The organism is Rickettsiella endosymbiont of Rhagonycha lignosa (genome assembly GCF_964031165.1).
Classification (GTDB): domain Bacteria; phylum Pseudomonadota; class Gammaproteobacteria; order Diplorickettsiales; family Diplorickettsiaceae; genus Aquirickettsiella.
Genome location: NZ_OZ035011.1, coordinates 1232251 through 1259061, shown reverse-complemented (window position 1 = coordinate 1259061; position 26811 = coordinate 1232251). Strand labels below are relative to the sequence as shown.

The window sequence follows — 26811 nt, the reverse complement described above, 5'->3', positions numbered from 1 at the left end:
CGATAGGAACTTCGTTTAGAATTGTGCAAGAATTTAAGCGGTTAATTAGGATTTTTCGCTCGTTTTACTAGCGGGTAGCGCGACAATCCAAAGAGCATCTACCAAGCTGGATCTTAACGAGAAATTTGCAAGTTGGATGCAGTCGGGATAACATAGAATATTAAACCGCGGGGTGATACGTGAGTTTTTTTGGTGCTATAAAAAAAATAATTAAGCCAGCTGTTGATGTTCCAAAGTGGGTAGACTATCAACAATTGGTAAAAAACAATCGTTCTGTTTTCGGATTCATTAAAAAATTCTTTATTCCTGACCATGCCAAGACACAGGAATCCTTTGAAGAAGCACTGATACGTCTTAAATTAACAACAGCAGATTTAATGCAACGCAGCAAAGAATTTACGCGTTTGCTGTGGATATGGATTTTTCTTTTCTTCGTTAGCGTTAGCTATAGTGTTTATCTCCTCTTCTATAACCACTCTTTGCGGGGATTTTTTCCTTGCCTAGGCATTTGTATTATTATTTTGACGCAAATCTTTCGTTATCATTTTTGGTTATTTCAAATTAAACAGCGTCGTTTAGGTTGTAATTTTCGTGATTGGTTCAGTTATCAATTTTTTAATAGGAAGAAAAATAATGCGTAAGTTTCTATTAACCAGCTTCCTTTACTTATTTCCATCGTTGTTGTTAGCAGACACCTTAAGCTTAACACCTCCTAGCACTGATTTATCGATGTCGTATTTAGCGACTATTTTTGGTGTGGTGGATGGCGTGTTACATGGCACAGGAAGTCAAATTTTAGGAACGATGTTTGGGACGTTTAATTCCATCATATTAGTTATGGCTTCTATAGTATTAAGTTATGTTTTATTTACTTCCATTTTAAATACCTCGCATGAGGGTGAGTTTCTCGGTAAGAAATGGTCGTCAATTTGGATTCCACTGCGAACGGTCGGTGGGATAGGTTTATTATTACCGAAAGCTACCGGTTACTCTTTTATACAAATTCTTGTTATGTGGGTAGTGGTACAAGGTGTTGGTGCTGCGGATGAGGTATGGAATGTCACTTTAAATTATATTAATCGTAACGGAACAATAATTGAGCCCATTCAATCATTGGATCCAAAAAAAGGTGCTAATAATACTTTTTTAATTAATAAAGCGGGTAGTATTCTAAAATCAGAAGTATGTATGTTGGCTGTACATAATGCTTTGGCTAATCAATATTACAACACGGATCCAAATGAAAAGGTTGTAGTGCCTGATTTTTTAAGCTCGCTAACTGTAACAGGTAAAGGGCCGGATGGAAAAAATACAGGGCGACCCATCGATTATACAAAAGATACCGGCGGATATTTTACTTTTCCTGGAAAGTTATCTGGTGCTTTTGCCAATTTAGAAGGTATGTGTGGTAGAGTTTCGTGGAATTTTATTGGCAATAAGGCGGATAATGGACAGATCGATAACCCGGCCAATTTGAATGCCAATGATAGTGCAAGTGTTGCGATGAGACAAATGATCTTAGATTTAAATGCTCAAGCAAAGAGTATTGCTAATACAATATCTCCTCTTTCTACAACGCATACACTTGCTAGCAGAATTCAATTAGATTCGACTAGTTTTGAACCCTTTAAAAATAATTTGGTTGATGCAGGAGAGGATTACTTTGGGATTGTAAAGCCTGCTTTACGTTCTTTAGCGGATGATGGAAGTAAAAAATATAAAGACTTTATTAATAATGCAAAAAAATCAGGTTGGATACTTGCCGGTAGCTATTACTATAATATGGCTCGTTTGAATCAAAGTATTAGAAAAAACACAGGAGAGCTTGCAATTTCCGATAGAATTTATCCTGAGTTTAATCCCGATTATGATTCAAATACCTTTTCTCAGATCAAAGACGATAATGTAATATATAATCTAAAAAATAACTTGCCGAGTGTAGGCGGTGTTATTGATAGTTATATGGCAGCAGAAATAACACGAGCTCCTAACAATAATAATCCTGGTGACGAGGCTGATCCTTCTCTACCAGAGCATCCAGCGAATGTAAATGCAATTGGTAAGGTAGTAAGTGCTATTTTGGATACGATATTTCCTCGAGTGCAGGATTTTGAAAAAAAATTAGCCGATGGAATTAATAATAAAGATATGGATCCCATTGTTGCTTTAGCGTCAGTGGGGAATGGCTTAGTATCTATGGTAGAACAGGTCTGGATATCTCTGTTAGCCACAATGACTGGATTAGGTATTGTAGGTATTGCAGCGGGATTTGCTTCGGGTTTTTGGACAGTCGGGGGTGCAGTGAACGCCATGTTAGCGATTACTAATCTGTTGATGTTGGTAGTTCCCATGCTCACTGTTTGGATGGGGATTAATTTTGTTTTGGGTTCTATTCTTTCCTATTATGTGCCATTAATTCCGTTCTTCCTGTTTGCATTTGGTAGTATTACCTGGTTTGCGGTGGTGTTAGAGGCAATTTTAGCGGCACCCTTAGTGGCATTGGGAATTACGCATCCAGAAGGGCATGACTTTTTGGGTAAAGCGGAACAATCGATCATGCTGCTTGCCAGTGTTTTCTTAAGACCTATGTTAATGGTGTTTGGTTTTATTTTTGGGATTATTTTATCGTATGTTGCCCTTTCAGTATTTAATCACGGGTTTAGTATTGCAGTGCAATTTTTGAATGATTATAACGGCGATATTTTTGCCATTGTTTACCAAACCGCTATGATGGCTATTTATGCGGCGGCGGTGCTAGCCATTGTTAACCGTTGTTTTTCAATGATTTATGAAGTTCCGAATAAAGTACTGCGTTGGATAGGTGGTCCACAGGAAAGTGGCCACGAAGAATCAATGCTACAAGGTATACGTGGTCAGCACGATCGAGATGTTGGACAGATTACCCAACAAATGCCTACAAGCCAGGGCATAAGTGAAAGTTCAGGGGGTGGCATGCAGCTAGGTCGCCGTTTAAGAGAAATGAAACAAACCAAAGCAGACGTATCTAGCTCAGCTCCAAGCAACGGTACCGGTGGGGGGGCTGCACCTTAATCTGTAAAGGTGAACTCAATGGTTAACAATAATGAAATTGATAAATTTAATTTAAATATAGATGAGTTATTGAGTCAGATTGCTGGACTTATCGATAATCCTATAAATTCTGAACAAGCTCATTTGTTTTTGTTATTGCTATGGGGCTATTTTGAAGTTTCCATAGTAGAAACTCAAGAGGATAGCGATGGAGGAGAAAGCGGGACGTTGCTGACACGGCCTGACATTATTCAAGTTGAGAAAGGCTATCCAATTTTTGATTATGGAACGCTATTAAAAACTTCTCCCGGTAAGCTTTATGGAAGTTATACAACCGGTCGACTCTTAACGACGGTAAGTTCTATGATCGATCTATTAGTCCAGCGCGGCGCTAAGCGGGTTAAAATAGATGGGCTTGCTGCTGCGAAACGTTTTGGCTGGATTGAATGCGAAAATAAAGCAATTAAAGTAATTAATTTTAAACCCGATCACAAAGAAAAAGCCCTGCGGTTTCAATTATAGTGTTTAATGTCCTGTATAGCGGGCTATTTAACTGCTTTTTCCTGAAAGATCTCATTTCTTAATTTTAACTTTTATAGCTTCTCGAACCATCCCAGCTTTTTTTGTATAAAAAATTTCTGCACTTAATAAAAGTTTAATATATATTTTGTAAAATAAATGTGGGAAAATTTAACTAATAAAAATTAAAAGACTTTCCATCTAAGGAAGCGTGACTATGCCAGATTCTAGCATTTCGAGAACAGTATCTCAATCTTCGCTATCAGGTCAAAATACTTTAACGGTAAATGAAATTAAATCAAATATTAGAAATTGTGAAGCATTTCTCAAGAGTAGCGGCTCTAAATCTGTAATTGATAACAGTTTGTGGGGCACTGATCTCCCTGTTGAAAGAGTTTTTGAAGAGAGTTTTTTGGATGAGGCATCAAATTCTTTTAATGAATGTATAGAAAATATAAGAGCTAGTCTAATAAAGCCTAAAAAAAATGGAATTAAGGTTGGAACTTCAGGAAATAGTGAGGTTTTAAAGGCAATAAGTGAATGTCAAACTGTTTTAACAACCGCAGGAGAGGGAAAAATTGCAGATGAAAAACGAAAAAGAGCTTTGATTGATTTTAAGAAGGCTTTGGAAAAGTACTATTACAAGGCTCTAGAAAATGAAGATATAACTAAAGGGAATTTTGATAATTCAAAAAACATTTTAGAAATATCTACCAATCTTTACAAAACACTTCCTAATATTATTTCTCTACTAAGATTTTTAGTTATAAAAAAAACTGTACAAGAAAATTTACCGGAAGAATGTCTTAAAAGTGAAGCTTTAAAAACTATTGAAAAACAAATACAAGCTTCTTTTACTAAAGTTCAAAATAATAGTAAAAAATTAGAAAATTTAACGCCTACTTTAATTAATTTGGAAAAGATTAAAGATTTCAATAGCTTTAAAACTAAACTTGAAACTGCATTGCAGGAGCTAAGAAAACAAAATCAACAAAAAATAGATGAAGAAAAGAAACAACAAGATGAAAAAATTAGGCAATTAAAAGAAAGATTTAGTCAATGTCAGAAGCAGTTTTTTGAAATACAGAAGGAGTTTGAGAATTCTAAAGTAAATACTGATCCAGCTCAAAAGCATACAGCACTCCATAATCTTCAAACAAAAATACAGGATAATTTAAAATTTATAACAGAAATTTCTAATAAACTAGAGCAAAATACTCAGTTAGGAATAAAAAAAGAAGATCTTGAGACATTAAAACAGAAATATACTGATTTAAATAGCAAGATTGAGGCTGAACTTAAAGGAGAGTTAGTATTATCAGTATCCAATGTTCAAGAGTTAATTGATGGATTGACACCAAATACCCTACCAACCTTAATTCTTAATCTAAAGAGTAATTTTTCGATAAATAATTATGAAGAGTTGAAATTACTTCGTGATCTCCATGCAAATGATCCGCTTATTCAAAAAATAACAATCAATACAGAGAATTGCCAAAATAATGAAAATTTAAAGCAATATGAAATTTATGTGGAGAACTGTGCTGCGAGAAACCGTTTTCTTGCAACACAACTTGAACCACAACACGAATCAATTCAACAAAAGAATGCTAATCTCTGGGGTAAGACATCGAGCCATCTCTATTCATTATTAATAAATAAAGTGAATATTGCACCGAAATTAGCAGAAATGGGCGAAGCAGGATTAAAAGCTTTAGTTAAATTAATACGCGAAAAAGCAGTTTCTGAATCTTTAGCGCTTGATATTAATTTTGGTCTAGCCGCTAATCAAAATCGGGTTGATTTAACTGCTGTTCTGTATGATGAATTAAAACAATGCTATGAGCAATCTGTAAAATTACCTTTGTTCGATTGCTTGGGAATTATTTTACCAGAGAAAAACTTAGATAATAAAAATATAGGCAATATTCTCAGTTTATTAAATGAAAAAGATAATAATACGCAATTAGATAAACAATTCACCTTGCATCATTTTAATGCGGAAAATCAACAGCACGTAGACTTACTCAATGAGCTTAAAACCAGAGTTACAGAGGATAATTCGATCACAATACAGATTAGTATTCCAGAGCTTGAAAAACCTTCTCAGGAAAACAAGTTTAGATCTATTTATAAAGAATTACAAAATGCCGTATTAGCTAATCGGCATAGTGCTCGTTTGCCTGTTTTGCAAAAAAATACTGAGAATATAGAAAAATTAAAACCGACACATTTAGAAGAAAGTCAATCGAGATTGTTACCCGGAAATAGAAGCTGGCCCTTAACAGTTAATGTGGGTATGCAACAACAGCAGCAGCAGCAACAGCAGCAGCAACAACAGCAGCAGCAACAACAGCAGCAACAACAGCAGCAGCAACAACCGTTTCCGAAACCGCAATCTCAGTTTTTTACAGGTAATGAAAATCTGCTAATTACTCGCGACAATATTCTGTCTAGATGTAAAGGTGATATTTGGCAATCTAGTTTAGCTAAATTAGATAAATCTTTAGAGAATCAGGAAAAAAATACTCTTAATTTGCAGACATTGTTTAATCAATGGGTAGGCAGCTCCCAGGACGCCAAACAGATCGTTAATAAGTTCACTGAAGCAGCAATCAAAAAGATCATGGAAAATGCCCGGCATTTTAGTTTTTCATTTCTTTTAAATAATCCACCGGCAGGTTTTAGCGTATTAATTAGCAAAGATGGCAAGAGTCTCATTGTAGACTTTTCTGCTGAAAAAGAGCAGCAAGATTTAAATCAAAAAAATCAATCGCCTGATCCCTTTACCTTAAAAATAACTGATCCTATGCCCGCAGTAGAAAACTGCGAAGGAGATGTTCGACTCTTTGATCTGATAAACGCTAAAAAATTCCAGAAAATCTGCTGGGAAAACTTAAAGGAAAATGAAATTAATGATTTACGTGCTTCCCTAAAAACTTGGTTGCCCACTTTGAATCGGAAAGAAAGTCAACGGATTTTATCTGAAAAAATTATTAAAACACTTACCTCTAGGAATTTCAAAGCCTTAGGTCAGTTATTTTATCATTATGGCTGTCCTGAACAACTTACAGGCGATAATGCATCGGCCTTTTTTAAATTGGTACAAGCTATCTACGAAAAAGATCAAAAATTCTTTGAGCATTGGAAAGAATATTTTATTGATAAAACGGATAATTTGTCAGAATTGTTAGAAGAAGCCGAAGTCAATGCTATTGTTGATTGTGTAAATAATCTAAAAAACCCTGAACATAGTATTTTGTGGCGGAATCTTGTTGAAAAACACTTTAATTCTATCGGGTATTCACGTTTTTCTTCACTCTGGAGTGTATTTAAATCTTTTACACATTATTTTGATTTAAATAAACAGCGCGGCTTGTTTTTTAATTCAAAATCACTAGAAAATTTATTAACCCAACAAGATTTTTTACATATACCTGTTTTATTGGACCGTGTGCTGCAGGTTTTACAGGCCTGTGAAAATATGGCCGAACCCTTAGAAAATCAGCAACGTTTATTAAATAATCTAGATAAATTTGATTGGAGCCAATCAGGTATCTATTATGCCGTAGTTAATGAAGCTATTAATGTAATCGGACAACCCGATGCCTCCATAAATGCCCATCTCAGTAAATTCAAAGACTGTAATACGACACCTGGCAGTTATATTCCGGAGATGAAGGCATCGATATCAGAAGAAGAAGCCTGGAAGACGCGCGCAATACGCTTTGTACAATACTTACCGAATGTGACTCAGCAACAGCTTAAGCTGTATAGCGAATTTTTTGAAACAATCGCTAAAAAGTCAATTTCTGTCCAGACTAAGGATAATTTAGCCCGTTGCTTATTAGCGTGTACGACACAGGGTAGCAATACGATAGAGGATAGAACATTATTGCCTTATTTTAATGGGTTAACCGATCAACAGTTAAAGAATGATGGTTTTTCTCAATTTCTGAGTCGATTAAATACACTGTTCGATTGGGATAACAAAGAATCAAGACCTCTTCATTTTGACTTTAAGCAATTGCTAAAGCTTTCTGAAGTTTTGCATAACAATGATCTATTAAATCGCTTTACACTTGATTTGTTGAATGCTTCGGTTCATTTGCTAGACTATTTTGACAGTCATTTTTTCGATAAAACGAAAAAAATTGTTTTTGGAGAAAATCTCAGTAACTATTATCAATTTATTATAGATAATAAGATAGCTTTAAATTCTGTGCTGTTAACAACGTTAGGTTGGCTGTGTTATCCCTATAATTCTGATAATAAATCGCTAATCAATAGCTTGAATGATTTAGCTAAACAAGAAAAAAATAAAACTGAAATGGAATTACTATTTAAACAACTGAATTCTATCAATTTTTCAAAATTTGATAATGGCTATAAGCTGCCAACTAAGCAAGAAATATGTGACATCACTAAAAAAATTGCAGATGCAAATTCAAAAGAAGACGCAATTATTTTACGCCGTGAGTTCATCAAAAAAACCAGTGAGCATTGCTTTATTCGTTTACAAGATGCCGATTTAAGAAAGCTAGCTCCAAATGAAATTAACGATTTCATACAAGAAATCAAAGGAAATTTATCACATGCTCATCGCGATGAGCATGTGACTATTCTCGGTAAATTTTTGAACTGTTTAGCTGTGCCCAATGAAAGGATGGATCTGACAATATTTAAGAAAAAAATCCTACAACTCACTGAGAAAGATTATTTTGACGAATTAACACCCGTTGTTAATTTATTAGCTAATTCTAAAACACCTGAATTCATTAGCTTACCGCAATTACAAGCTATTTTAGAGACATTATTACCAGCAAACAGTAATAATACTATAGAGCAGTTTTTTCCTATTAATACACTGGAAAAACTTTTTGATAAAGAACGGCACAATGATAAATCGACATTAGTTAATAACAATTTAGCCTTATTAAAAAGTGAAGAGAATAAGGAAGTTTTATCGGCTATTGGCAAATTGAATTATAGCCTGTTAAGTCCGAAGCAAAAATCATTATGTGTTGATTTCGCGTTAAACGATGTTAAGTATTTTAACGATTGCTTTGAATTTTTAGTAGAACAAAAAGACTCAAAAAACTGGTTTGATTATTTAGCACTTATTCAATGTGCTACTGCTGAAAATATAGAAGAAGAAAATAAAAATAAGCTTATTTCAGATCTTAAAGAATTAGTTCAATATAAAGCCCCATTTTGGCCAGAAAGTTTGGCAATTTTATTGCAGTTAAACTTAAAAAAATTTGGATCAACAGATTTTTTTAATAAATTTAATGGAAAATATAAAGATTCATCAATTGACCAGCGGATTATTTTGCTGCAAGCGATTGATCAAGCTGAAAATAGTACTGAGTGGTTCAGTAATGCTGAGCAATTAATTTCTCTGTTAAAGAAACTTAGTGCATTAGAAATGGAAAAATTAGCTAAATATTATCAACAAACACCGAAACCAACGCTTAAGTTTTTACTTGATTATGCTAAAAGCCACAATAATGCTTTAGGAAGTATAGATAATTTATTACATTACTTTGAAACTATTTATGAAAAGGAAGACAAACGTAGCTACGGTGAAAGTGATGAGGATAAAGAGAACATAAAAAGAGTCATAGCGAGTTTTAAATTAAAAGGAGAGAGAGCACTCACCATTGAGAAAAAGCAACATCTCAGCAATCTCTTTTGTTTTGCAAATACCCACAGTAAAGAACAGAATCTAGCTGCAAAGAAAACAAATGAGTTGGTGAGCAATTTGCATGAGTTAGGTAAGCAATTACAGAACTCTAGCCATTTAAAAAATGATTGGTTGAAGGCAAGACAGTTAGTAGCCATTCGTGAGCTGTTATTACGTCAGACAGGGAAATGGCTGAATGATACACAGATGCTGGTGTTGCTGTATGCGCTTACCCATGATGATGAAAATTTAATTCTACAAGTTCCCACCGGTCAAGGTAAGAGTCTTATTTCCTTAAGCTGGGATATTTATTTGGCTTTAAAAGGAATAACCCTAGATAACTTAAGTTCTAAATCTGCTCTCTCAGAACGAGACCATAAAGAAGCTCAAGCAGCTTATCTTAGAACATTAATAGATAGTAGTTATATCCATCAGTCTTCATCCCAAATGAATTACAAGGAAGCTCGAGGAGTAAAAGGAGGTGTCAATTATTCAACACTCGGTAATTTGACAGTTAATCGTCAACGTTGGTTAGTGAATGATGGCATTATTCATAACAAAAAAAATCGCTATGGAGTTTTGGATGAGGCGGACTATCATCTTTTTGATGAAAACACCATATTCCGTTATGCAGACGCTGGAAAAGGTTGCTTTAATTATGATGTTTGGGTTTATGAAGTTGTTGCAACGTATTATTTAAAGAAAATCGTTCCTTTAAAACTTGATAAAATTGATACAAAAGATCATCTGGATCCTTTATTGCAAGCCATATTGGCAGAAAGATATAAGGCACCCAAAGCATCTAATTTTATTAGTGTCAATAAGTTAGAACAACCCAACGACCAAACTGTCGATAAACTTGCGGAACTCCTGTTGGATATGCATGCCGCCGCTAGTTTAAAAGAAGCTATCCATTATGCTATTAGATCCATTGATATAGAAATAAATGAACAGATCTATCGAAAGCAGTTTGCAATGGTCATGGATAAAAACCAACTACAACCCGGTTCTACCTATGATGTCCAGTATGCACTACACACGTTTCTCAATGAGGAAATGAAGACAAATGGCGAAGCGCCTAATTTTTTTGTTGAGCCTATTGCGCCGTTAGTTTTATCAGAAAATGCTGAGCAATCTTTGCAGAACTATGAAAAATTAATAGGAATGACCGCTACTGCTGGAAATAAACGTGAGCGAGAATATCTTAATAAACAATTTGGTGTTGAGAAGATTTTTAAAACCACGAGCCATCAACTATCGAAATTAACACTATTACCTAGCGTTTATACTGAGGACGACAATGCGCTTATAACGGCCATTACTGAGCAGATTTTGAATTCGTATAAAAATCAACCGATATTAATTCTTTTGGATAGTGATCAGGTGGTATCAGAAGTCTATCGAAAATTGCAAGCAAAAGGATTAGAGAGCCAGCAGGCATTAACATTAGTGGAGGATACGAATGGAAAACAAAAATCTGAGCAAGAGATAGTTAATGAAGCTGGACGGCCAGGTACAGTGACGCTTAGTTCACGACTGCAACGAGGTACGGATATTAGAACCGAGGTAGCTGATGGATTAAAAGTTGTCTTAGCCTATACCGACGCTGATCAATTATCGAATCGACGTGATGAAAAACAAGCCATTGGTCGTGCAGCACGTAATGGGCAAGCCGGTAGTGCGGTGAGTATTTATAACTATGGAGCAGTGTCAGAAAAATATGACAAACTTAAAAACGCTGAATCAGAATTGATTGCTAATTGGGAGGACTATGCTCGACAAAAGATTACGAATAGAGAACAATCTTTGCAACGGAAAAATCAAGAGATCCCTTGGTCAAATGCTAAAGATAAAGCCATTATCGTCGAAGTGGTAACACAAGTCAGTAACATTTTAAAGAAAAGAGAAAATCAATTTAGGGATGCAAAAGAAAGACTTTTGTCGAAATTAACTAATGAAATAAAACAGATTATCAAAGTTAAAAACGATCCAATCATTACTCAATTAAGTTCTCGTTTATTTAAACAGTTAAATGAAAAATGGCTAAATCGTTTAGCGGATGATAATAACAACGAAGTAAAACAAGATAATAGAAAAGTCTTTAATCATTATGTGGATGAAGCGCAAAAACTTTGGAGTAAATTTTGTTCAGAAGTTAATTATTCAGATAAATTGAATTTTTCAGAGTTTCATCTCCCTGATTCTCAGTTAAATGAAATGCCACCTATAGTGAGTGATAAAAGCGCAGCTAATCAGCAGAATGAAGCCAATAATAAACAAGTGAATGAATTTTTTGCGAATTTAACCGATTGGTCCCAATGGGTTTATGAAAAAATTATTAAAAACCCTGCTTTACAAGATGTTTTTATGGCGGGTATGCCAAAGGAGAAAGAACTGGAGCAATTTTATGCACTGATTGATGCCATCAGCCAATCAGAAACAGTTAATTTACAGCTCTACAAACAGGATATTATTAAATTGCTCTGTTTTGAAAAGGGTCGATTGTTTCCTCTCGCTAGTAGCTGTGCATTTTTGAAAACTTTGCTTGATAAAAATACTAGTGATCAATTTGAAACTAAATTTAATTTATTAAAACAATTACTTGAGCTTGATGCATTTACTGATGAAGAATTTCTTGAAGAAAACTTAAAAAAGCGACAGATTATTGCGGACATAACTCTGAAGTTAATGTCTTATCCCAATGCTGATCAATACGGTGAATTATTTACTATTTTACTGGATGGGATAAAAAAATATTCACCAAATCTTGAGCAATTGGAAGCGGTGAAACTTCTTTTTGCAAAACAAGATTTTTGTAAATTACTTAAATTCGATTGTAGTAATAAGATTGATGGCATGTTACAGAGGATCACGCAGGACTTACCGTTCTTAACAAGAAGAGTACTGACCTTTATTGATTTAGTTATTCAAAATGCAAACGATATTGGTAATACTCAATTATTTGAGCTATTCATGGTGGTATTTTTGCAAGCGCTGCAACCCAAAGAATTAGATCAGAAGGGAATAGTCGATGTGAACGTGTCTGCTCTTGGAGCACTACTTTTGCAACTATCTAAAGAAGGTTTGTCCTCATGCAAACAATTAATTGAGTTAGTTAATCAGTGTGATAATAGTTTGCTTACCATCAAACAAAGTTTAGATTTATTAGCTAAAACTCTGGAAAAATTTAAAGAATTTTCAAATGTAGCGACGAAGACTATACCAACCGTTGAGGAAAGTCTTAAAAACGCAAATTTAGATGATTTATTAGGAAAAGTCGTTACAGTTGCTGATGAATACGAAAACCTAATAATAGAGCAAGCTAATCGATCTACTCAAGGAATTGAATTTATTGAAGAACTATCACAGGAAGCAGAAGGTGAATTGCTGCAAAGTAAAAACAATTTAGATGGAAAAATAAAAGGGTTTAATAACAAATTAAAAGTATTTTTAGAAAAAGAAACTGAATTAAAGGTTGAATTGGCTGAATCTGCAACCGAGGTATCAGCATTAAAAACTGAAATAGAACAGCATGGAGAAAAAATTAAAACGCAAACAAAGCAATTGACTGCAAAAGAGAGAGAGATAAAGGAATTAAAGACGGAATTAGAGAGATTAACCACCGATGATCAGCTTATAGAACATGCTCAGAAAATAGTGTCATTGGAAAATGAGCTAAGGGATTTACAAAATAGTGTAGGAAGCTTAAAAAATAAAAAGGACAGCTTAGCAGGACAACTCAGCACTCAAGAGCAAAAATTTGAAGGGTTTAATTCAGAAAATCAAAAGTTAGCAGGTGAGAGAGTAAACTTAGAGAAAGATAAAACAGAATTAGTAGAAAAAACAAAAGAATTTATTGCAGCGGTTGATGAAAAAGCTGAACAGGAAGTAAAGCTTGGCCAGTTAGAAGGAAATCTTGTAAAGGCAATTAGAGGAAAACTTAATCAGGCTAACATGGGTATCTTAATAGAAAAAGTTGATCAACTTGTCAATGAATACGAAAGCCTGAAAGCAAAGCAGTCCAGACGATCTGCACAAAAGTTTTTACGCATAGAAGAACTTTCTCAGGAAGCAGAAGGTGAATTGCTGCAAAGTAAAAACGATTTAGATGAAAAAATAAAAGGGTTTAATAACAAATTAAAAGGATTTTTAGAAAAAGAAACTGAATTAAAACATAATTTGTCTGAATCTGAAGCTGAGGTAGCAGCATTAAAAACTGAAATAGAACAGCATGGAGAAAAACTCAAAACGCAAACAAAGCAATTGACTGTAAAAGAAGAACAGTTAAAAGAATCAAAGGCAAAGTTAAGTCAAGTAATCAGTGATGATGAGCTCAAACAACATGCTCAGGAAATAATTCAGTTGGAAAATGAGCTAATGAATTTACAGAAGATTGTAAATAATTTAAATACTGCAAAGGACAGCTTAGCAAGACAACTCAGCGAACAAGAACAAAAATTTAAAGGGTTTAATTCAGAGAATCAAAAGTTAGCAGATGAGAGAGTAAACTTAGAGAAAGATAAAACAGAATTAGTAGAAAAAACAAAAGAATTTATTGCAGCGGTTGATGAAAAAGCTGAACAGGAAGTAAAGCTTGGCCAGTTAGAAGGAAATCTTGTAAAGGCAATTAGAGGAAAACTTAATCAGGCTAACATGGGTATCTTAATAGAAAAAGTTGATCAACTTGTCAATGAATACGAAAGCCTGAAAGCAAAGCAGTCCAGACGATCTGCACAAAAGTTTTTACGCATAGAAGAACTTTCTCAGGAAGCAGAAGGTGAATTGCTGCAAAGTAAAAACGATTTAGATGAAAAAATAAAAGGGTTTAATAACAAATTAAAAGGATTTTTAGAAAAAGAAACTGAATTAAAACATAATTTGTCTGAATCTGAAGCTGAGGTAGCAGCATTAAAAACTGAAATAGAACAGCATGGAGAAAAACTCAAAACGCAAACAAAGCAATTGACTGCAAAAGAGAGAGAGATAAAGGAATTAAAGACGGAATTAGAGAGATTAACCACCGATGATCAGCTTATAGAACATGCTCAGAAAATAGTGTCATTGGAAAATGAGCTAAGGGATTTACAAAATAGTGTAGGAAGCTTAAAAAATAAAAAGGACAGCTTAGCAGGACAACTCAGCACTCAAGAGCAAAAATTTGAAGGGTTTAATTCAGAAAATCAAAAGTTAGCAGGTGAGAGAGTAAACTTAGAGAAAGATAAAACAGAATTAGTAGAAAAAACAAAAGAATTTATTGCAGCGGTTGATGAAAAAGCTGAACAGGAAGTAAAGATTGGCCAGGTAGAAAGAAATCTTGTGAAAGCAGTAAAAGGAAATCTTGCTCAAGCAAACAAGGATTTGGATGATTTAATAGTAAGAGTTCAACAACTTGTTAGTGGATACGAAAGCCTAACAACAGAACAAGCTAGTCGATCTACTCAAAAAATTGATGCTATAAAAGAACTTTCTCAGAAATCAGAAGATGCGTTGTTAGAAAACGAAAATGCTTTAAATGAGGAAATAAGAAAGTTCAATACGAAATTAACAGAATATCAAAGAGCTGAGGCTAGTTTAGCAGCTAATTTGAATAAATCAGAAGCTGAGGTAAAGGAATTAAAAACACAAATAGAGACGAAGCAAGAACAGCTTGAAAAACATAAAACGAATTTATCTGCAAAAGAGGATGAGCTCGAGAAATTAAAGACAGAGTTAGAAACGTTAACGACAGAGGAAGCAATCAAAGGACTTACTGATATGATAGAATCATTACAAACTGAGTTGAACAAATTACATGGAAATGTAGACACTTTGAATACAGAAAAGAATAGCTTAGAAGAACAATTCAGTGCGCAAAAGCAAAAGCTAAAAGGATTTAATTTAGAAAATAACAATTTAATAGAAAAGAGAAAATACTTAAAGCAAGAGAGAGAAACATTAGCAGGAAAAGTAACTGAATTCACTGCAGCGGTGGATCAAAAATCTGAACAGAAAGCAAAGATTGAGGAATTAGAAACGCAGCATATAAAGACGCTTAACGAAAAGCTAACTCATGCGAACACTGATATAGATGATTTAGCAGTAAGAGTTGACCAACTTATCAAGGATTACAGTCGTCTAGGAACAGAACAATCCAATCGATCTGCTGAAAAAATTGAAGTTATACAAAAATTTTCTCAGGGAGCAAAAGGTAAACTGCTGGAAGAAAGAAACAAGCTAAATGAGGAAATCAAAGAATTCAATACGCAAATAGCAGAATTTTCAAAAAAAGAAACCGAATTAAAAGATAATTTGGCTGAATCTGCAAGCAAGGCTGAGATATTAAAAGCTGAAATAGAAAAGCAAGGAAAGAAACTGGAAACACAAGAAGCAGCGTTGACCGCAAAAGAACTGGAAATAAACGAATTAAAGACGGATTTAGAAAAGTTAACGACAGAGAAAGATCTTAATAAACATGCTCATACGATAGGATTATTGAAAACTGAGCTAAAAGGTTTACAGGAAAGTGTAGATGATTTGAACACTGAAAAAAATAACTTAGCAGGACAACTCAGCAGTCAAGAGCAAAAAATTCAAGATTTGAAATTACAAAATGGAAATTTAGAAAAAGAAAAGGCAGAATTAGAAGAAAAAACCAGAGAACTTTTGAATGCTACTTCTAACTTTAAAGATCAATTACAAAAATCGGAGAATGGATCTATGAGTGAACTAGAAAGAAAATTAATGGATAGCGATTTTAATTTTTCAAGTAAGGAATTACAAAAATTAATTTTATTACAATACACCGATACACAAGAAGAATTTTGTGTCGTATTGAAACAACTCAATTTCAGCCAAGCATATATAAAATATCAAGAAAATGATGCAGAAAATAACATTTATGAGATAAGTAAGATAATACGTTGTCAAACTGTTGGCATTGAAAATAGAGACTCTACTGATGACGAAAGTCTTGAAAGTAGTACCTCTTCAACCAGTTCAGTCCTTCAAAACGATAATTCAAACGAGAAAGCAACTAAATACTCCTTAATGGACTCTCAGGAATGGATAGAAGAAAGATTGCAGTTAAAAACAAAACACGATGTATCACTCGAATTAAATAATAAAGAAAAGGGTTTTATTGCGAATTGGTTTAAGGAAAAGAATATTCAATTATTTCCCAAACTTGATCATTATGTAATTAGTAGTTTATCTGAAGAAAAATTAAATGATGAAATAATCCAACGTCAAGCCTTAAAAGAACAGTTAATTTCGGTAGCATTAAATTGCTATAAGGAAATAGATAGTAGCTTGGAAACAGATTATCCAAATTTACTGGTTAGGCCAACATCTGAAGAAAATGACGATGATAGTGGTATTCACAATGGTAGTACTAGTAGCGAGGAGGAACAAAGTATCGCCCTTAATGATGATTCATTAGTGGATTATTATTTCAATACAATTAATGACAAACTAACTCGTAATAAATTAGATGATGAAAAAAAGGAAACGTTGCACCATATTATTACCGCCATTAATGCGGCAGCCATAGAGGCGATAAAAAGTCGTTGGATATTCTCTTATAATGATTATTTTACGCCACTAAAACAACTGATTGATGACGTTAATCAAAAAGCGATCCCAGTTGCTCGATTATCAAAGGATCAATTAAAGCAATTTATCCTATTAATTAAAAATAATTCTGAGAAAAATTTTATAAAAAATGTACAAGCCAGAAGTAAATATGAAAATAAGCTGCGGGTTTTCTATGGATTGATTGCAAAAATAAGCGTGTATCGCGAAGCGTTAACCCAGCAACAAAAACTATTTGAAACTATGCTAAAGTTGCAGCGAGAGGAGCCTCTAAGCAAGCTCGAATCAAGGTATGAACCTGGTGAAAGTTATTTACCTTTACAATGTCGCGAAATTTTTTCACCTAACGCTAGTTTTCAGAATTCCCCGGGTTTAGCGGCGACTGCTCAGGGTGGCGCTTTTTACAAACAGAATGAAATTGCCGATAATGGTAGAGTCTGTTATGAGCAGGATTTAGGAAACGAGAAAAAAATCTGGTCGATAGCGCGAGAAAAAAATACACTCGAATATCAAAATGAAAAAGTAAGCTGGTTTTCTGCGGTTTCCTTAGATGTTGCCAGAGCACAAATTTTAGATGTCATGAATCGATTTACTGACTCAGTTGTGACGGTCAGTATAAATAATTGTAATAAAAAAAGTGAGTATAATTACCGATTAGTGATTGAGGCTTATAATTTAACGCATCCGGATCGGCAAATTTTGTGTTCTTCAAATGAAAAGGTTAAACTAAAAGATAAGAAAATAGCTGAACAATCAGCCCTATTCAAGCTTGATCGTGAGGGTTGTAGTACGACAGTCAATAACATTAAAGAACTTACTAAACAAAAAGTTAGTTCTTTAGCTAGTCCTTTACTTAAATCTAGATAAATAGAGGCGAGGTGCTTATTATGAATGAAATAGAAAAAAATCAAATCCAAATAACCCATCAAGCTGCAGTTAAAGATATAAAAGAGGCTTTGCTTGGTAAAGCTAAGCAGCAATTGGATTTTAGCAATGATGCCTATATAAATGAAAATATTCAATTGCAAGCGAAAGAGGATGTATTAAAAGCTTATCGTGAGGTTCTTACAGGGATGGCTAACAAGCATTTAAGTAGGCCTCAAACAGGAGAGATCGTCGTCGATGCTCAGCAAAAATTACAAAATAAATTGACATTAATTAAAAGTAAACTAATTGAAGGCTTAAGAGACAATATTCAACCAGACCAAAAAGAAGAATTTGCTCAATCTTTTGATGTAAAAACTAAGCCATTGTGTGATTCATTAGCTGGTTTTTCTCCGAATGCCATTAATACTTATAAAGCGAAGCTTTCTTTGCAGCATGAACAATTAAAAAATAAAAAAACAGATGCGCATCTTACCGCTAAAGTTTTTGATCCTGAGTCATTTTCTCCTGATCCAATGAATCCTATAGATTATGATTATAAAATTAATATTGATAACTTACGCTTACAGATTAAACACAATCTAGCTAATTTAAAGCCAGGCGAGAAACTTCATATAGTCGTAGAAATTCCACCGGATCGCGCGGATATTTTAAAAAAAGTAGCTGAAACTGGTTTTCAGTACAGAATTTCTTTAGTTGCTTTATTACTTTTATTTTTTATCCAAATTAAAATGATTAACAAGGACGATGAAAATCGAACGATTTCCGCAATCCAGAAATTAATAGAAAAAGATCATATACTGCTTCAGTCAGAAGATATTACATTTTCAATTAAATCTCGAGGTAACGATGGGAAGTTGCAGACTGTGCTGGAGCCTCGTCCTTTAGATTCTTCTGTTATGGCATGGAAGTTAAATAAACCTTGGCAAGCTTTAAATAACATTTTATATCCTACTATGGGAGGGAAAAAACAAACAGATGAATTGCAAAAAGAAAACAAATTTCAACGTAATTGCCGAGCAGAGCTTAGTTTAAATAATAATGCACAATCCCCTGGCATGGTCCGTTAAGAAAGATTATTTCTCTTTCATGATACATCCTAGTGTATATAGAGAGTAAAAAATAGAGCAAGGTATCTGTAATGCCCATGAAATTAACTCATATTTTATTTCATGGGTAACTTATAAAATTCGGCAATGATTTTCCAGGCTTGCTCTGCGGTTTCAACAAAACGGAAAAATTTCAAGTCTTTAGCATCGATCATGCCTTCACTCACTAGAAAATTGAAATCGATTAATTTCGACCAATATTTTTTTCCAAATAGTAATAAAGGAATGGGTTTAATTTTTTTGGTTTGTAACAGCGTTAAGGCTTCAAAGAGTTCATCTAAGGTGCCGTAACCACCAGGGAAGCAGACTAATGCTCGAGCACGGATCAAGAAGTGCATTTTGCGGATTGCAAAATAATGGAATTGAAAGCAGAGCTCCGGTGAAATATATGGATTAGGACTTTGTTCGTGCGGTAGCACAATATTTAAACCGATACTTTTTGCTTTAACATCCTGAGCACCGCGGTTGGCGGCTTCCATGATGCCAGGCCCACCGCCAGTGACGATGACAAAATGTCGACGTCGATTTTTTTGACACTTTTCAGAGACTATTTGACTAAATCGTTGCGATTCTTCGTAATATTTCCCTTTTTCGAGTTGGTTTTTAAGCAATTTTTCCTCTTTTTTGGCGGAGGTGCTTTGTGGATTTTGTTTTAATTTCAGTTGCACTTGCTTAAGTTGTTGCTTGGTTACTTCTGGATCAACCACTCGAGCGCTGCCAAATACAACGATGGTCGATTCGATTTTTAACTTTTGTTGTGAGAGTTCTGGTTTTAGCAATTCTAATTGTAAACGTACCGAACGTAATGATTTATGCAGCAAAAAATCGTGATCCAAAAAAGCCAGTTCGTAGGCTGGCCAGGCCACTTTTTGTCGACTACGTTTTTTAACTTCGACTTTTGCGGATGAAAAAGGCTTGGAATCTGCAATATCCATTCATTAACCTTATAGATAAATGTTAAGTATATCAGTGCTATTCGAGTGTGCCTAATATAAATAGATGCTTTTAATTTATAGTGAAATAGAGCAAATTATTATAGATATTTTACGGGGTATTAATCTGTTTGTAGAGCTGAATCAGCGCCTGCGTTGAAGAATCTAAACTTGCCTCCATCTGCTGACTTGGATTGTTTAAATTTTGGAATATCTTTTTATTTAATTGTTTTCCATATTCCACGCCCCATTGATCGAATGGATTAACCTGCCAAATGACACTTTGCACAAAGACTTTATGTTCATAAAGTGCTAACAACTGTCCTAAACTAAAAGGAGTAAGTTCATTCAGTGCTAGCATATTATTGGCATGATTACCGCGTAAATTTTTATAGTTAATATCACTGTGGCAGCCTTCCATAAAGACCTTACTTTGACTTAAAGCACTAGCGATAACATGTTGCTGATGCTGAATATTGAGTTTAGGATCATGCAACGTACAAATAAAATCAGCTGAAAAATTGACCGTACCTTGATGAAACAATTGATTAAACGCATGTTGAGCATTTAAACCAATGTCGCCAAAAATAATCGGACAGGTGGCATAATCCACAGACTCACCGTCGATGCGTGTCGATTTACCATTACTTTCCATCTCTAATTGCTGTAAATAAGCAGGAAAGTACTTCAAACCCGAATCGTAAGGTAAAACAGCATGGGCTGAAGATTGAAAAAAATTGACCTGCCAGATACCTAATAGTCCTAACAACACCGGCATATTAGATAACCAGGGTTGCTGAAAAAAATGTTGATCCATAGCATGTGCGCCGCTTAGCAATTTGCGGAAATTTGACATGCCAATAGCTAAAACAATGGATAAACCAACCGCAGACCATAATGAATATCGACCGCCGACCCAATCCCAGAGTGGAAATATACACTCAGGATCGATACCGAATGCGATAGCTTTTTCGACTTCACTGGTGACGGCTAAAAAATGTGGTTTGCTCGATGCTGAGCTAAATTTTTCTTGAAATAGTTTTAGCAATGTTGACGCATTCAATAGTGTTTCACAAGTGGTAAAGGATTTGCTGGTAATAATAAATAAACTGGTTTCTAAGTTAATTTTTTCTAACAAGCTTTGTAATGTTCGGTTGTCGATTTGTGAGATAAAATGAAAATGGAGTGAGTTTTGTTGGAAAGACTTCAATGCATGGACTGCCATTAAAGGACCTAAATCTGATCCCCCTATACCTAAATTGATAACGTCGGTTATTTTTTTGCCGCTAAAGCTTAGCCATTGGTGTTGATGTATTTGTTCTGCAAAATGTTGCATTTTATCTAAACAAGCGTGAATTTTGACTAAAATATCTTCGCCATTCACGATTATTCCAGATTTTCTGGGGTCACGTAATGCCGTGTGTAAGGCAGGGAGTTGTTGCGTAGTATTTACACAGGCGCCTGAAAATAAATCATTGATCTGTTTTTTCAGATGAGTATCGTTTGCCAATTGTGTTAACAGAGTCAGTGTTTTTTCGTCTATCGGATTTTTTGAATAATCAAAATGTAAGTTTTTTTCGGTTAATGTAAATTTTTTAGCGCGCAGCGGATCACTAAGAAATAATTCTGCGATTGGTGTTTTTTTAATTTGCAAAAAATGTTGGTTTAAATTTTTCCAGCTAGCTGACTGAGTAAGTCCCGGTTCAATTCCATTCATATTGTTCTTCCTCGTTTTCTGGGGCGTTTGGTTCCTCGAGGTGTTTGCGTGATGGTTTGAATTAATTGTTTTTTGGTTTCATCGTCCGCTTCTAAAAAGTGGGTCCACCAGCTCGCGATACTTGGATCTATTTCCTTGATTTCGGCACGTAATAATAAAAAATCATAAGCGGCGCGAAAGCGAGGATGATTTATTAAACGATACAGTAGATAAGGACGTCGCTGTAATAATCGATGTTGTAAATCCCATATTTCACGAATCGCAGTACTGTAGCGACGTGGGATGGTAATTAATTTCTGTTGTTTACTCAATGCATCACTCACTGCATGTTGATAGGCAATAAATGTGGGTGTGTGTTGGGCAATGAGTTGTTCGGCTTTGCTTTGTACGCTAGGCCATAAAAACACGGCAAACAAAAATGCTGGAGAAACAGTTTTTCCTTGATGGATACGTTTATCAGTATTTTCACAGGCTAGTTCTAGAATTTTGTCGTTCGTATCGTCTAGAGAGTCTTGCTTAGTTTGCGGAAATAATTCGTTGAGTAATTGATATTGCTGAAGTAGTTGATAGGTTTTTAAAGCTTGGCCATGATGAAAAAGTTTAAGTACTTCTTCAAATAAGCGAGCGGGAGGTACATGACGGAGTAGGGGTGCAAGTTCTTGTATGGGCTCTGCGGTAGCCGGATCCAATTCAAAATCTAATTTGCTAGCAAAGCGTATCGCCCGTAATAATCGAACGGGATCTTCTTGATAACGCAATCGTGGCTCACCAATAATCCGTACTATTTTATTTTGTATATCGGCAAGTCCACCACAATAATCGACTAAAGAAAAATCAGCGATGTTGTAGTAGAGGGCATTCATAGTAAAATCCCGTCGCCAAACATCTTCTTCGATTGTTCCGTAAACATTATCGCGTAATAGCATACCGTGTGTGGCAATTTTGCGATGTTTAAAGGATTTTTTTTTGCTTTGGGCTCGAAAGGTACTGACTTCAATGATTTCTCGGCCAAAGCGTATATGCGCAAGACGAAAGCGTCTGCCAATCAATAAACAATTGCGGAAAAGTTTTTTGATATTTTCAGGACTGGCATTGGTGGCAATATCAAAGTCTTTTGGTTTTTGCTTGAGTAAAATATCACGTAAACACCCACCTACTAAATAAGCACTGTATTTATGCTGATTCAGGCGATATAAAACCCTGAGCGCATTAGGATTAATATCTTTGCGTGAAATAGTATGTTCAGCCCTAGGGATAATTTCGGCTTGTGGGTGAGCTATTTTTTTGGGGAATAGTCGATGAAAAAACTGCTTAATAATGATGGTCTTCCTCTTTATGTGTAAGTCATTAAGTATAGGTGAGCAAAGGATTCTGATAGCCGATATTTTACTCAAATCAGTAATAGGGCAGGAACCGTAGTTGCTCTTAACCTGTATGCTATCAAAATTCTTCCATAATAGTATAAAAAAATCATCGTCATGGCGAGGAATGAAATAAGCATGGATATCTAACTCATAAAATTTCTTAGATTGCCACACGCAATGCGTTCGCATTGACGACGGTTTGGTATGCAGGCAATGACAAATAGGTGATGTTAAATTGAGGCTTTATAAACTAATAAAATCAAGAGATCTTCTTTGCGTAGAAGGGTGTCTTTACTGGGATTAATTTTTCTGACACCTTTGCGTTCCATGCCTAATACTATGCCGTCAATATGATTTTTTTGCATGGCGTCTTCAATGCTAAGTCCCACGAAAGGATGGCTTTTATCAAGTAAAAAAGTTTTTAACTCAAGATGATTGTATAATTCTAGTTCTTCTTGGTAGGTGGTGACCTGCAATAATTGGCTAAAGCTATCGATTTGTTCATCGCTACCTAAAATAAACAGCTTATCGTAAAGCCTAATTTTTTCATGGTGTTGTGGAGTCAAAATAATTTTAGGGCCGCGATAAAGTGCAACCACATGGATGCCAAATTGTTCCGCAAGATTCAATTCTTGTAAGGTTTTATTGATAAAATAATAATTATTCTGGATATCAGTCCCTTTTAAATTAATGCCCCAGGCGGTTAATTCATCCTTGGAAGTTTCTTGAATGCTAGGTGTTTTAATATTGGCTAGAAATCTTTTTTCTAACCACGGGTAAAATTTTTGCAACGGTTTATGTAGTAAACTAAATAATGTTAATGAAATAATGATTAACAGTAAAATAATAGACCAGGTATGGAAATAAGTAACGGCTAAGGTAATGATGACGGTTAAAGTAAAAATCCATCCTATGGCGATGATAGGTCGAATCGCAGCATGGCGTCGATGTGGGAAAGCACGATAAGCAAATATCATACCCCAGATAAAGGGTGAAGCTAATAATAAAGCAATCAGACAACTTAAGGTATTTACCCAATACGTTGAATTGATCCATTCGCTAATTTTTGGAAATATCCATTTTTCACTCAAACTAAAAATAATCGCAACCATGACACTATTAATAAGTAGTCGAGTAATATATTGGCTATATACCACTCGTTTTTTCTTCAGTCTTAAGTAGCGATGGATAAGTATCGTGTAATGGCTTAATAATTGTTTTGCACGGATTGGGAGATTTTTTTCCAATAGTTTACTCAACGCAGCCGAGGACATGATGAGATAGGGTGTAGTAAAAGTAGTGACCGCCGACACCGCAATAATAATCGGGAAGAGTGCTGGACGTGTAACCTGTAATGTCAGGCCTAATCCTGCAATAATAAAGGAAAACTCACCAATTTGCGCCATACTAAAACCTGCGCGCACCGAAGTGCTTAAACTCTGACCCGCCGCTAAAGCGCCGGTACCCGTAGCAAAGATTTTGGCAAGGATAGTGATGATGGAAATGAGTAATACTATCCAAATATTTTGCAGGATCATGCTCGGGTCAATAAGCATACCTACCGAAATAAAAAACACTGCCGCAAAAATGTCACGAATAGGACGCATATATTGTTCAATAAACTGAATTAAATCCGTTTCAGCTAATATCGAGCCCATAATAAAGGCACCTAATGCCGTAGAATAACCGAAGTACGCCGCAATACAGACCAGTATTAAACACAACGCCACCGAAACGATGGTTAAGGTTTCTTGATTGGCGACGTCCACTAATTTTCTAATTAAAGTAGGAATTAAAAAATAACCGATCAAAAACCAACTCCCGACAACGATAAAAAGTTTAATGGCAGAATCTGCGAGTGTCGCAGAAATAACGGCATGGGTACCGACTACAATAGAGAGTCCAGCCAGTAATAAAATGGCCAGTAAGTCTTCAACAATCAACACTCCAAACACGAGTTCGGCAAAATGTTTGCTTTTCAAACCCAATTCTTCCATGGCCTTGATAATAATGGTTGTCGACGAGATGGAAAGCGCAGCGCCTAAAAAAATACAATCATAAACAGACCAGCCTAAAATTTTGCCTAAAACGAAACCAATCAATAAAACGACTAACACTTCAAACAACCCAGTTACAATAGCGGGTGTTCCAACACGTTTAAGTTTATGAAAACTAAAATCTAAGCCAAGAGAAAACATCAAAAAGATAACGCCCAACTCGGAGAGTGTATGTAAACTGGGTACATCGGTAACAAGGTCGTAGGGAGGAACATGCGGACCGACAATAATTCCGGATAATAGATAGCCTAATACCACAGGTTGTCTTATTTTTTGAAATAAAAGTGTGACTAAGCTGGCTACGCCGAGTATGACGGCTAAATCTTTAATGAGTGGAGCAAGGGGTTGCATAGATCTATTGTTAGTCGTCTTTGTGGATATATCAAGTTTTTGCTTGAACTTACAATAAAGTGTAAACCCATCCAGCATTGCATAGGAAAGGCTAATTTTTAATACAAGTAATTTTTTTAATCGGTCGAAGTGAGATTCGCATCTAAATGTAAAGCAGCAGACTTGGCAGTTATTTATCTACAAAAAATAAATTTTCTGCGATCTTAATATTTCATTAAGCTTTATTCATTACTCTGCTATGGCCTAGAGTAGGAGTACTTCAAGGTAAAATAAAGTTTGCAGCCCAATAGAAACTTTTAGCAAGAGCGATAATTTTTTTATGAGCTGTGGTCAATAGAATTATTGAAGTGTTTTTTTTGAATATTTGCGGCCCTGTTAAGCTCAAGTTTAAAAATGTCTTTAATGTTTTGTTAAGCTTAATCAAGTATTTTATCTTACTATGATGTACTGCCTCGATTAAACTTAAACAAAATAAGGTTATTATTTATGTCTAAAAAAGAAATGTTGGAAGAATTAAAACGAAAAAATGTAGGTTTAGAGGAAGAGCTTAATCAACCTTTTAAGGAGCGTGTTAAAAAAATAAATAAATATCTTTCGAGGTATTTATATTCTTTATTGGGTATCTCAATCACAGGTTCTCTTTTAGCATTGGCTGCATTTTTTACTCCGTGGCTGCCGAGTGTAGCTACTGCATTAATTGCTTTTTTTACCACGGTAATATCAGCTTTAGCTTTGCCGCTTCTAATAACAATACCAATTATTGCAGTGGCACTCGTGCTAGCACCTATAGCCGGTTTTTTATGGAAAAAACATCAAGCTAATTCTGAATTGAATAACTCTTTTGAAAAGTTAAAAAAATCTCTTGGCAGTTTAGAAAAAGAGATAAACGAATTTGACGACGAATTTGACGACAAAGACGAATATGAAGCCGAAAAAAATGAAATAAAAATGCGCCAAGCATTATGTATTCATGAATTTCTTGCAACGGAGAAGGTGGCAGTTAACTATGATAAAATTGATGAACTGCTTGAAAAGTGTGGAATAAGTGCAGAATGGATTTATGTAGTAGATTTAGTCCAAAAGAACCATACAATTCCTGATAATCAGGGCGCTTTAAATGACGAAATAATTAATCGTCGGGGAGATCAATGTGATAGTTTCAATTCAACAGCTAATCAAGTTGCAGGGTTAGATGAATTTTTATTCAAAAAACCATTAGATATAGATACCTTAAAAAATATTTCTATATTATTTGACACACCAAAAAAACAAGAGAACTTAAACCAACATAACGTAGAGGAGCTTGAACAAACCATCCGATATAGTGGTCTGTTTGATAGCCCTAGAGTAGAAAATTCTGATGAAACCCCACAACTAAACCGAACGGCTTCTTTAAAATAACTAAGAGTAGTGGCTTATTTAAGGAAGTTTACTACTAGAAAAAGTTTTTCCTTGAAAGTTATTATTGTTGAAAGGGTTTCTGATAACTAAAGGACATTGCTAATCACGATGTCCTTTTTTTATGATAGAGGGTTTTTTTATAGGTCACACCGTTAATCTGGAATCGGTATATAATGTCTAACAATGAATGG

10 protein-coding genes are annotated in these 26811 nt (G+C 34.9%); 6 read left to right on the top strand and 4 right to left on the bottom strand.

From position 1 onward, the window contains the following. Positions 1 to 179 precede the first annotated feature (179 nt). The 5 genes from icmV to AAHI99_RS05575 all read left to right on the top strand — a co-directional run bounded on the left by icmV (position 180) and on the right by AAHI99_RS05575 (position 18759). Complete coding sequence (gene icmV, locus AAHI99_RS05595) at positions 180 to 641, top strand: type IVB secretion system protein IcmV (RefSeq protein WP_342227301.1); 462 nt, start codon at positions 180 to 182, stop codon at positions 639 to 641. Next, complete coding sequence (gene dotA / locus AAHI99_RS05590; protein ID WP_342227300.1) at positions 634 to 3051, top strand: type IVB secretion system protein DotA; 2418 nt, start codon at positions 634 to 636, stop codon at positions 3049 to 3051. The genes icmV and dotA overlap by 8 nt, the downstream gene beginning before the upstream one ends. 18 nt (positions 3052 to 3069) lie before the next feature. Beyond that, positions 3070 to 3552, top strand: coding sequence for a hypothetical protein (locus AAHI99_RS05585; protein WP_342227299.1), 483 nt, complete (start codon positions 3070 to 3072; stop codon positions 3550 to 3552). 214 nt (positions 3553 to 3766) lie between these two features. Then, a complete protein-coding gene (locus AAHI99_RS05580; RefSeq protein ID WP_342227298.1) occupies positions 3767 to 17671 on the top strand; it encodes a hypothetical protein in 13905 nt (4634 codons plus the stop codon). A 20-nt stretch (positions 17672 to 17691) separates the two neighbouring features. Further along, the gene (locus AAHI99_RS05575) at positions 17692 to 18759 is read left to right on the top strand and encodes a hypothetical protein (RefSeq protein ID WP_342227297.1); all 1068 of its coding nucleotides are present in this window, start codon (positions 17692 to 17694) and stop codon (positions 18757 to 18759) included. 95 nt (positions 18760 to 18854) lie between these two features. Here the strand turns inward: AAHI99_RS05575 and AAHI99_RS05570 are convergent, their stop codons facing one another. The 4 genes from AAHI99_RS05570 to AAHI99_RS05555 all read right to left on the bottom strand — a co-directional run bounded on the left by AAHI99_RS05570 (position 18855) and on the right by AAHI99_RS05555 (position 25219). Then, positions 18855 to 19733: an LOG family protein gene (locus AAHI99_RS05570; RefSeq protein ID WP_342227296.1), complete on the bottom strand. Its 879-nt coding sequence runs from the start codon at positions 19731 to 19733 to the stop codon at positions 18855 to 18857. Positions 19734 to 19842: 109 nt separating this feature from the next. Continuing rightward, positions 19843 to 21447, bottom strand: a complete 1605-nt coding sequence (gene pgi, locus AAHI99_RS05565; RefSeq protein ID WP_342227295.1) for a glucose-6-phosphate isomerase — start codon at positions 21445 to 21447, stop codon at positions 19843 to 19845. Then, positions 21444 to 22985, bottom strand: coding sequence for a polynucleotide adenylyltransferase PcnB (gene pcnB, locus AAHI99_RS05560; protein ID WP_342227294.1), 1542 nt, complete (start codon positions 22983 to 22985; stop codon positions 21444 to 21446). The genes pgi and pcnB overlap by 4 nt, the downstream gene beginning before the upstream one ends. A 56-nt stretch (positions 22986 to 23041) precedes the next feature. Next, entirely contained in the window at positions 23042 to 25219 is a 2178-nt protein-coding gene (locus AAHI99_RS05555) for a cation:proton antiporter (RefSeq protein ID WP_342227293.1), read from the bottom strand. Positions 25220 to 25705: 486 nt separating this feature from the next. On the opposite strand from AAHI99_RS05555, the gene AAHI99_RS05550 reads away from it, so the two are divergent. Beyond that, positions 25706 to 26620, top strand: a complete 915-nt coding sequence (locus tag AAHI99_RS05550) for a hypothetical protein (RefSeq protein ID WP_342227292.1) — start codon at positions 25706 to 25708, stop codon at positions 26618 to 26620. Positions 26621 to 26811 lie beyond the last annotated feature (191 nt).

Coding starts and splice junctions, on each gene's coding strand:
- dotA (WP_342227300.1), top strand. CDS start 634: ATGCGTAAGTTTCTATTAACCAGCTTCCTTTACTTATTTCCATCGTTG.
- AAHI99_RS05585 (WP_342227299.1), top strand. CDS start 3,070: ATGGTTAACAATAATGAAATTGATAAATTTAATTTAAATATAGATGAG.
- AAHI99_RS05580 (WP_342227298.1), top strand. CDS start 3,767: ATGCCAGATTCTAGCATTTCGAGAACAGTATCTCAATCTTCGCTATCA.
- AAHI99_RS05575 (WP_342227297.1), top strand. CDS start 17,692: ATGAATGAAATAGAAAAAAATCAAATCCAAATAACCCATCAAGCTGCA.
- AAHI99_RS05570 (WP_342227296.1), bottom strand. CDS start 19,733: ATGGATATTGCAGATTCCAAGCCTTTTTCATCCGCAAAAGTCGAAGTT.
- pgi (WP_342227295.1), bottom strand. CDS start 21,447: ATGAATGGAATTGAACCGGGACTTACTCAGTCAGCTAGCTGGAAAAAT.
- AAHI99_RS05555 (WP_342227293.1), bottom strand. CDS start 25,219: ATGCAACCCCTTGCTCCACTCATTAAAGATTTAGCCGTCATACTCGGC.
- AAHI99_RS05550 (WP_342227292.1), top strand. CDS start 25,706: ATGTCTAAAAAAGAAATGTTGGAAGAATTAAAACGAAAAAATGTAGGT.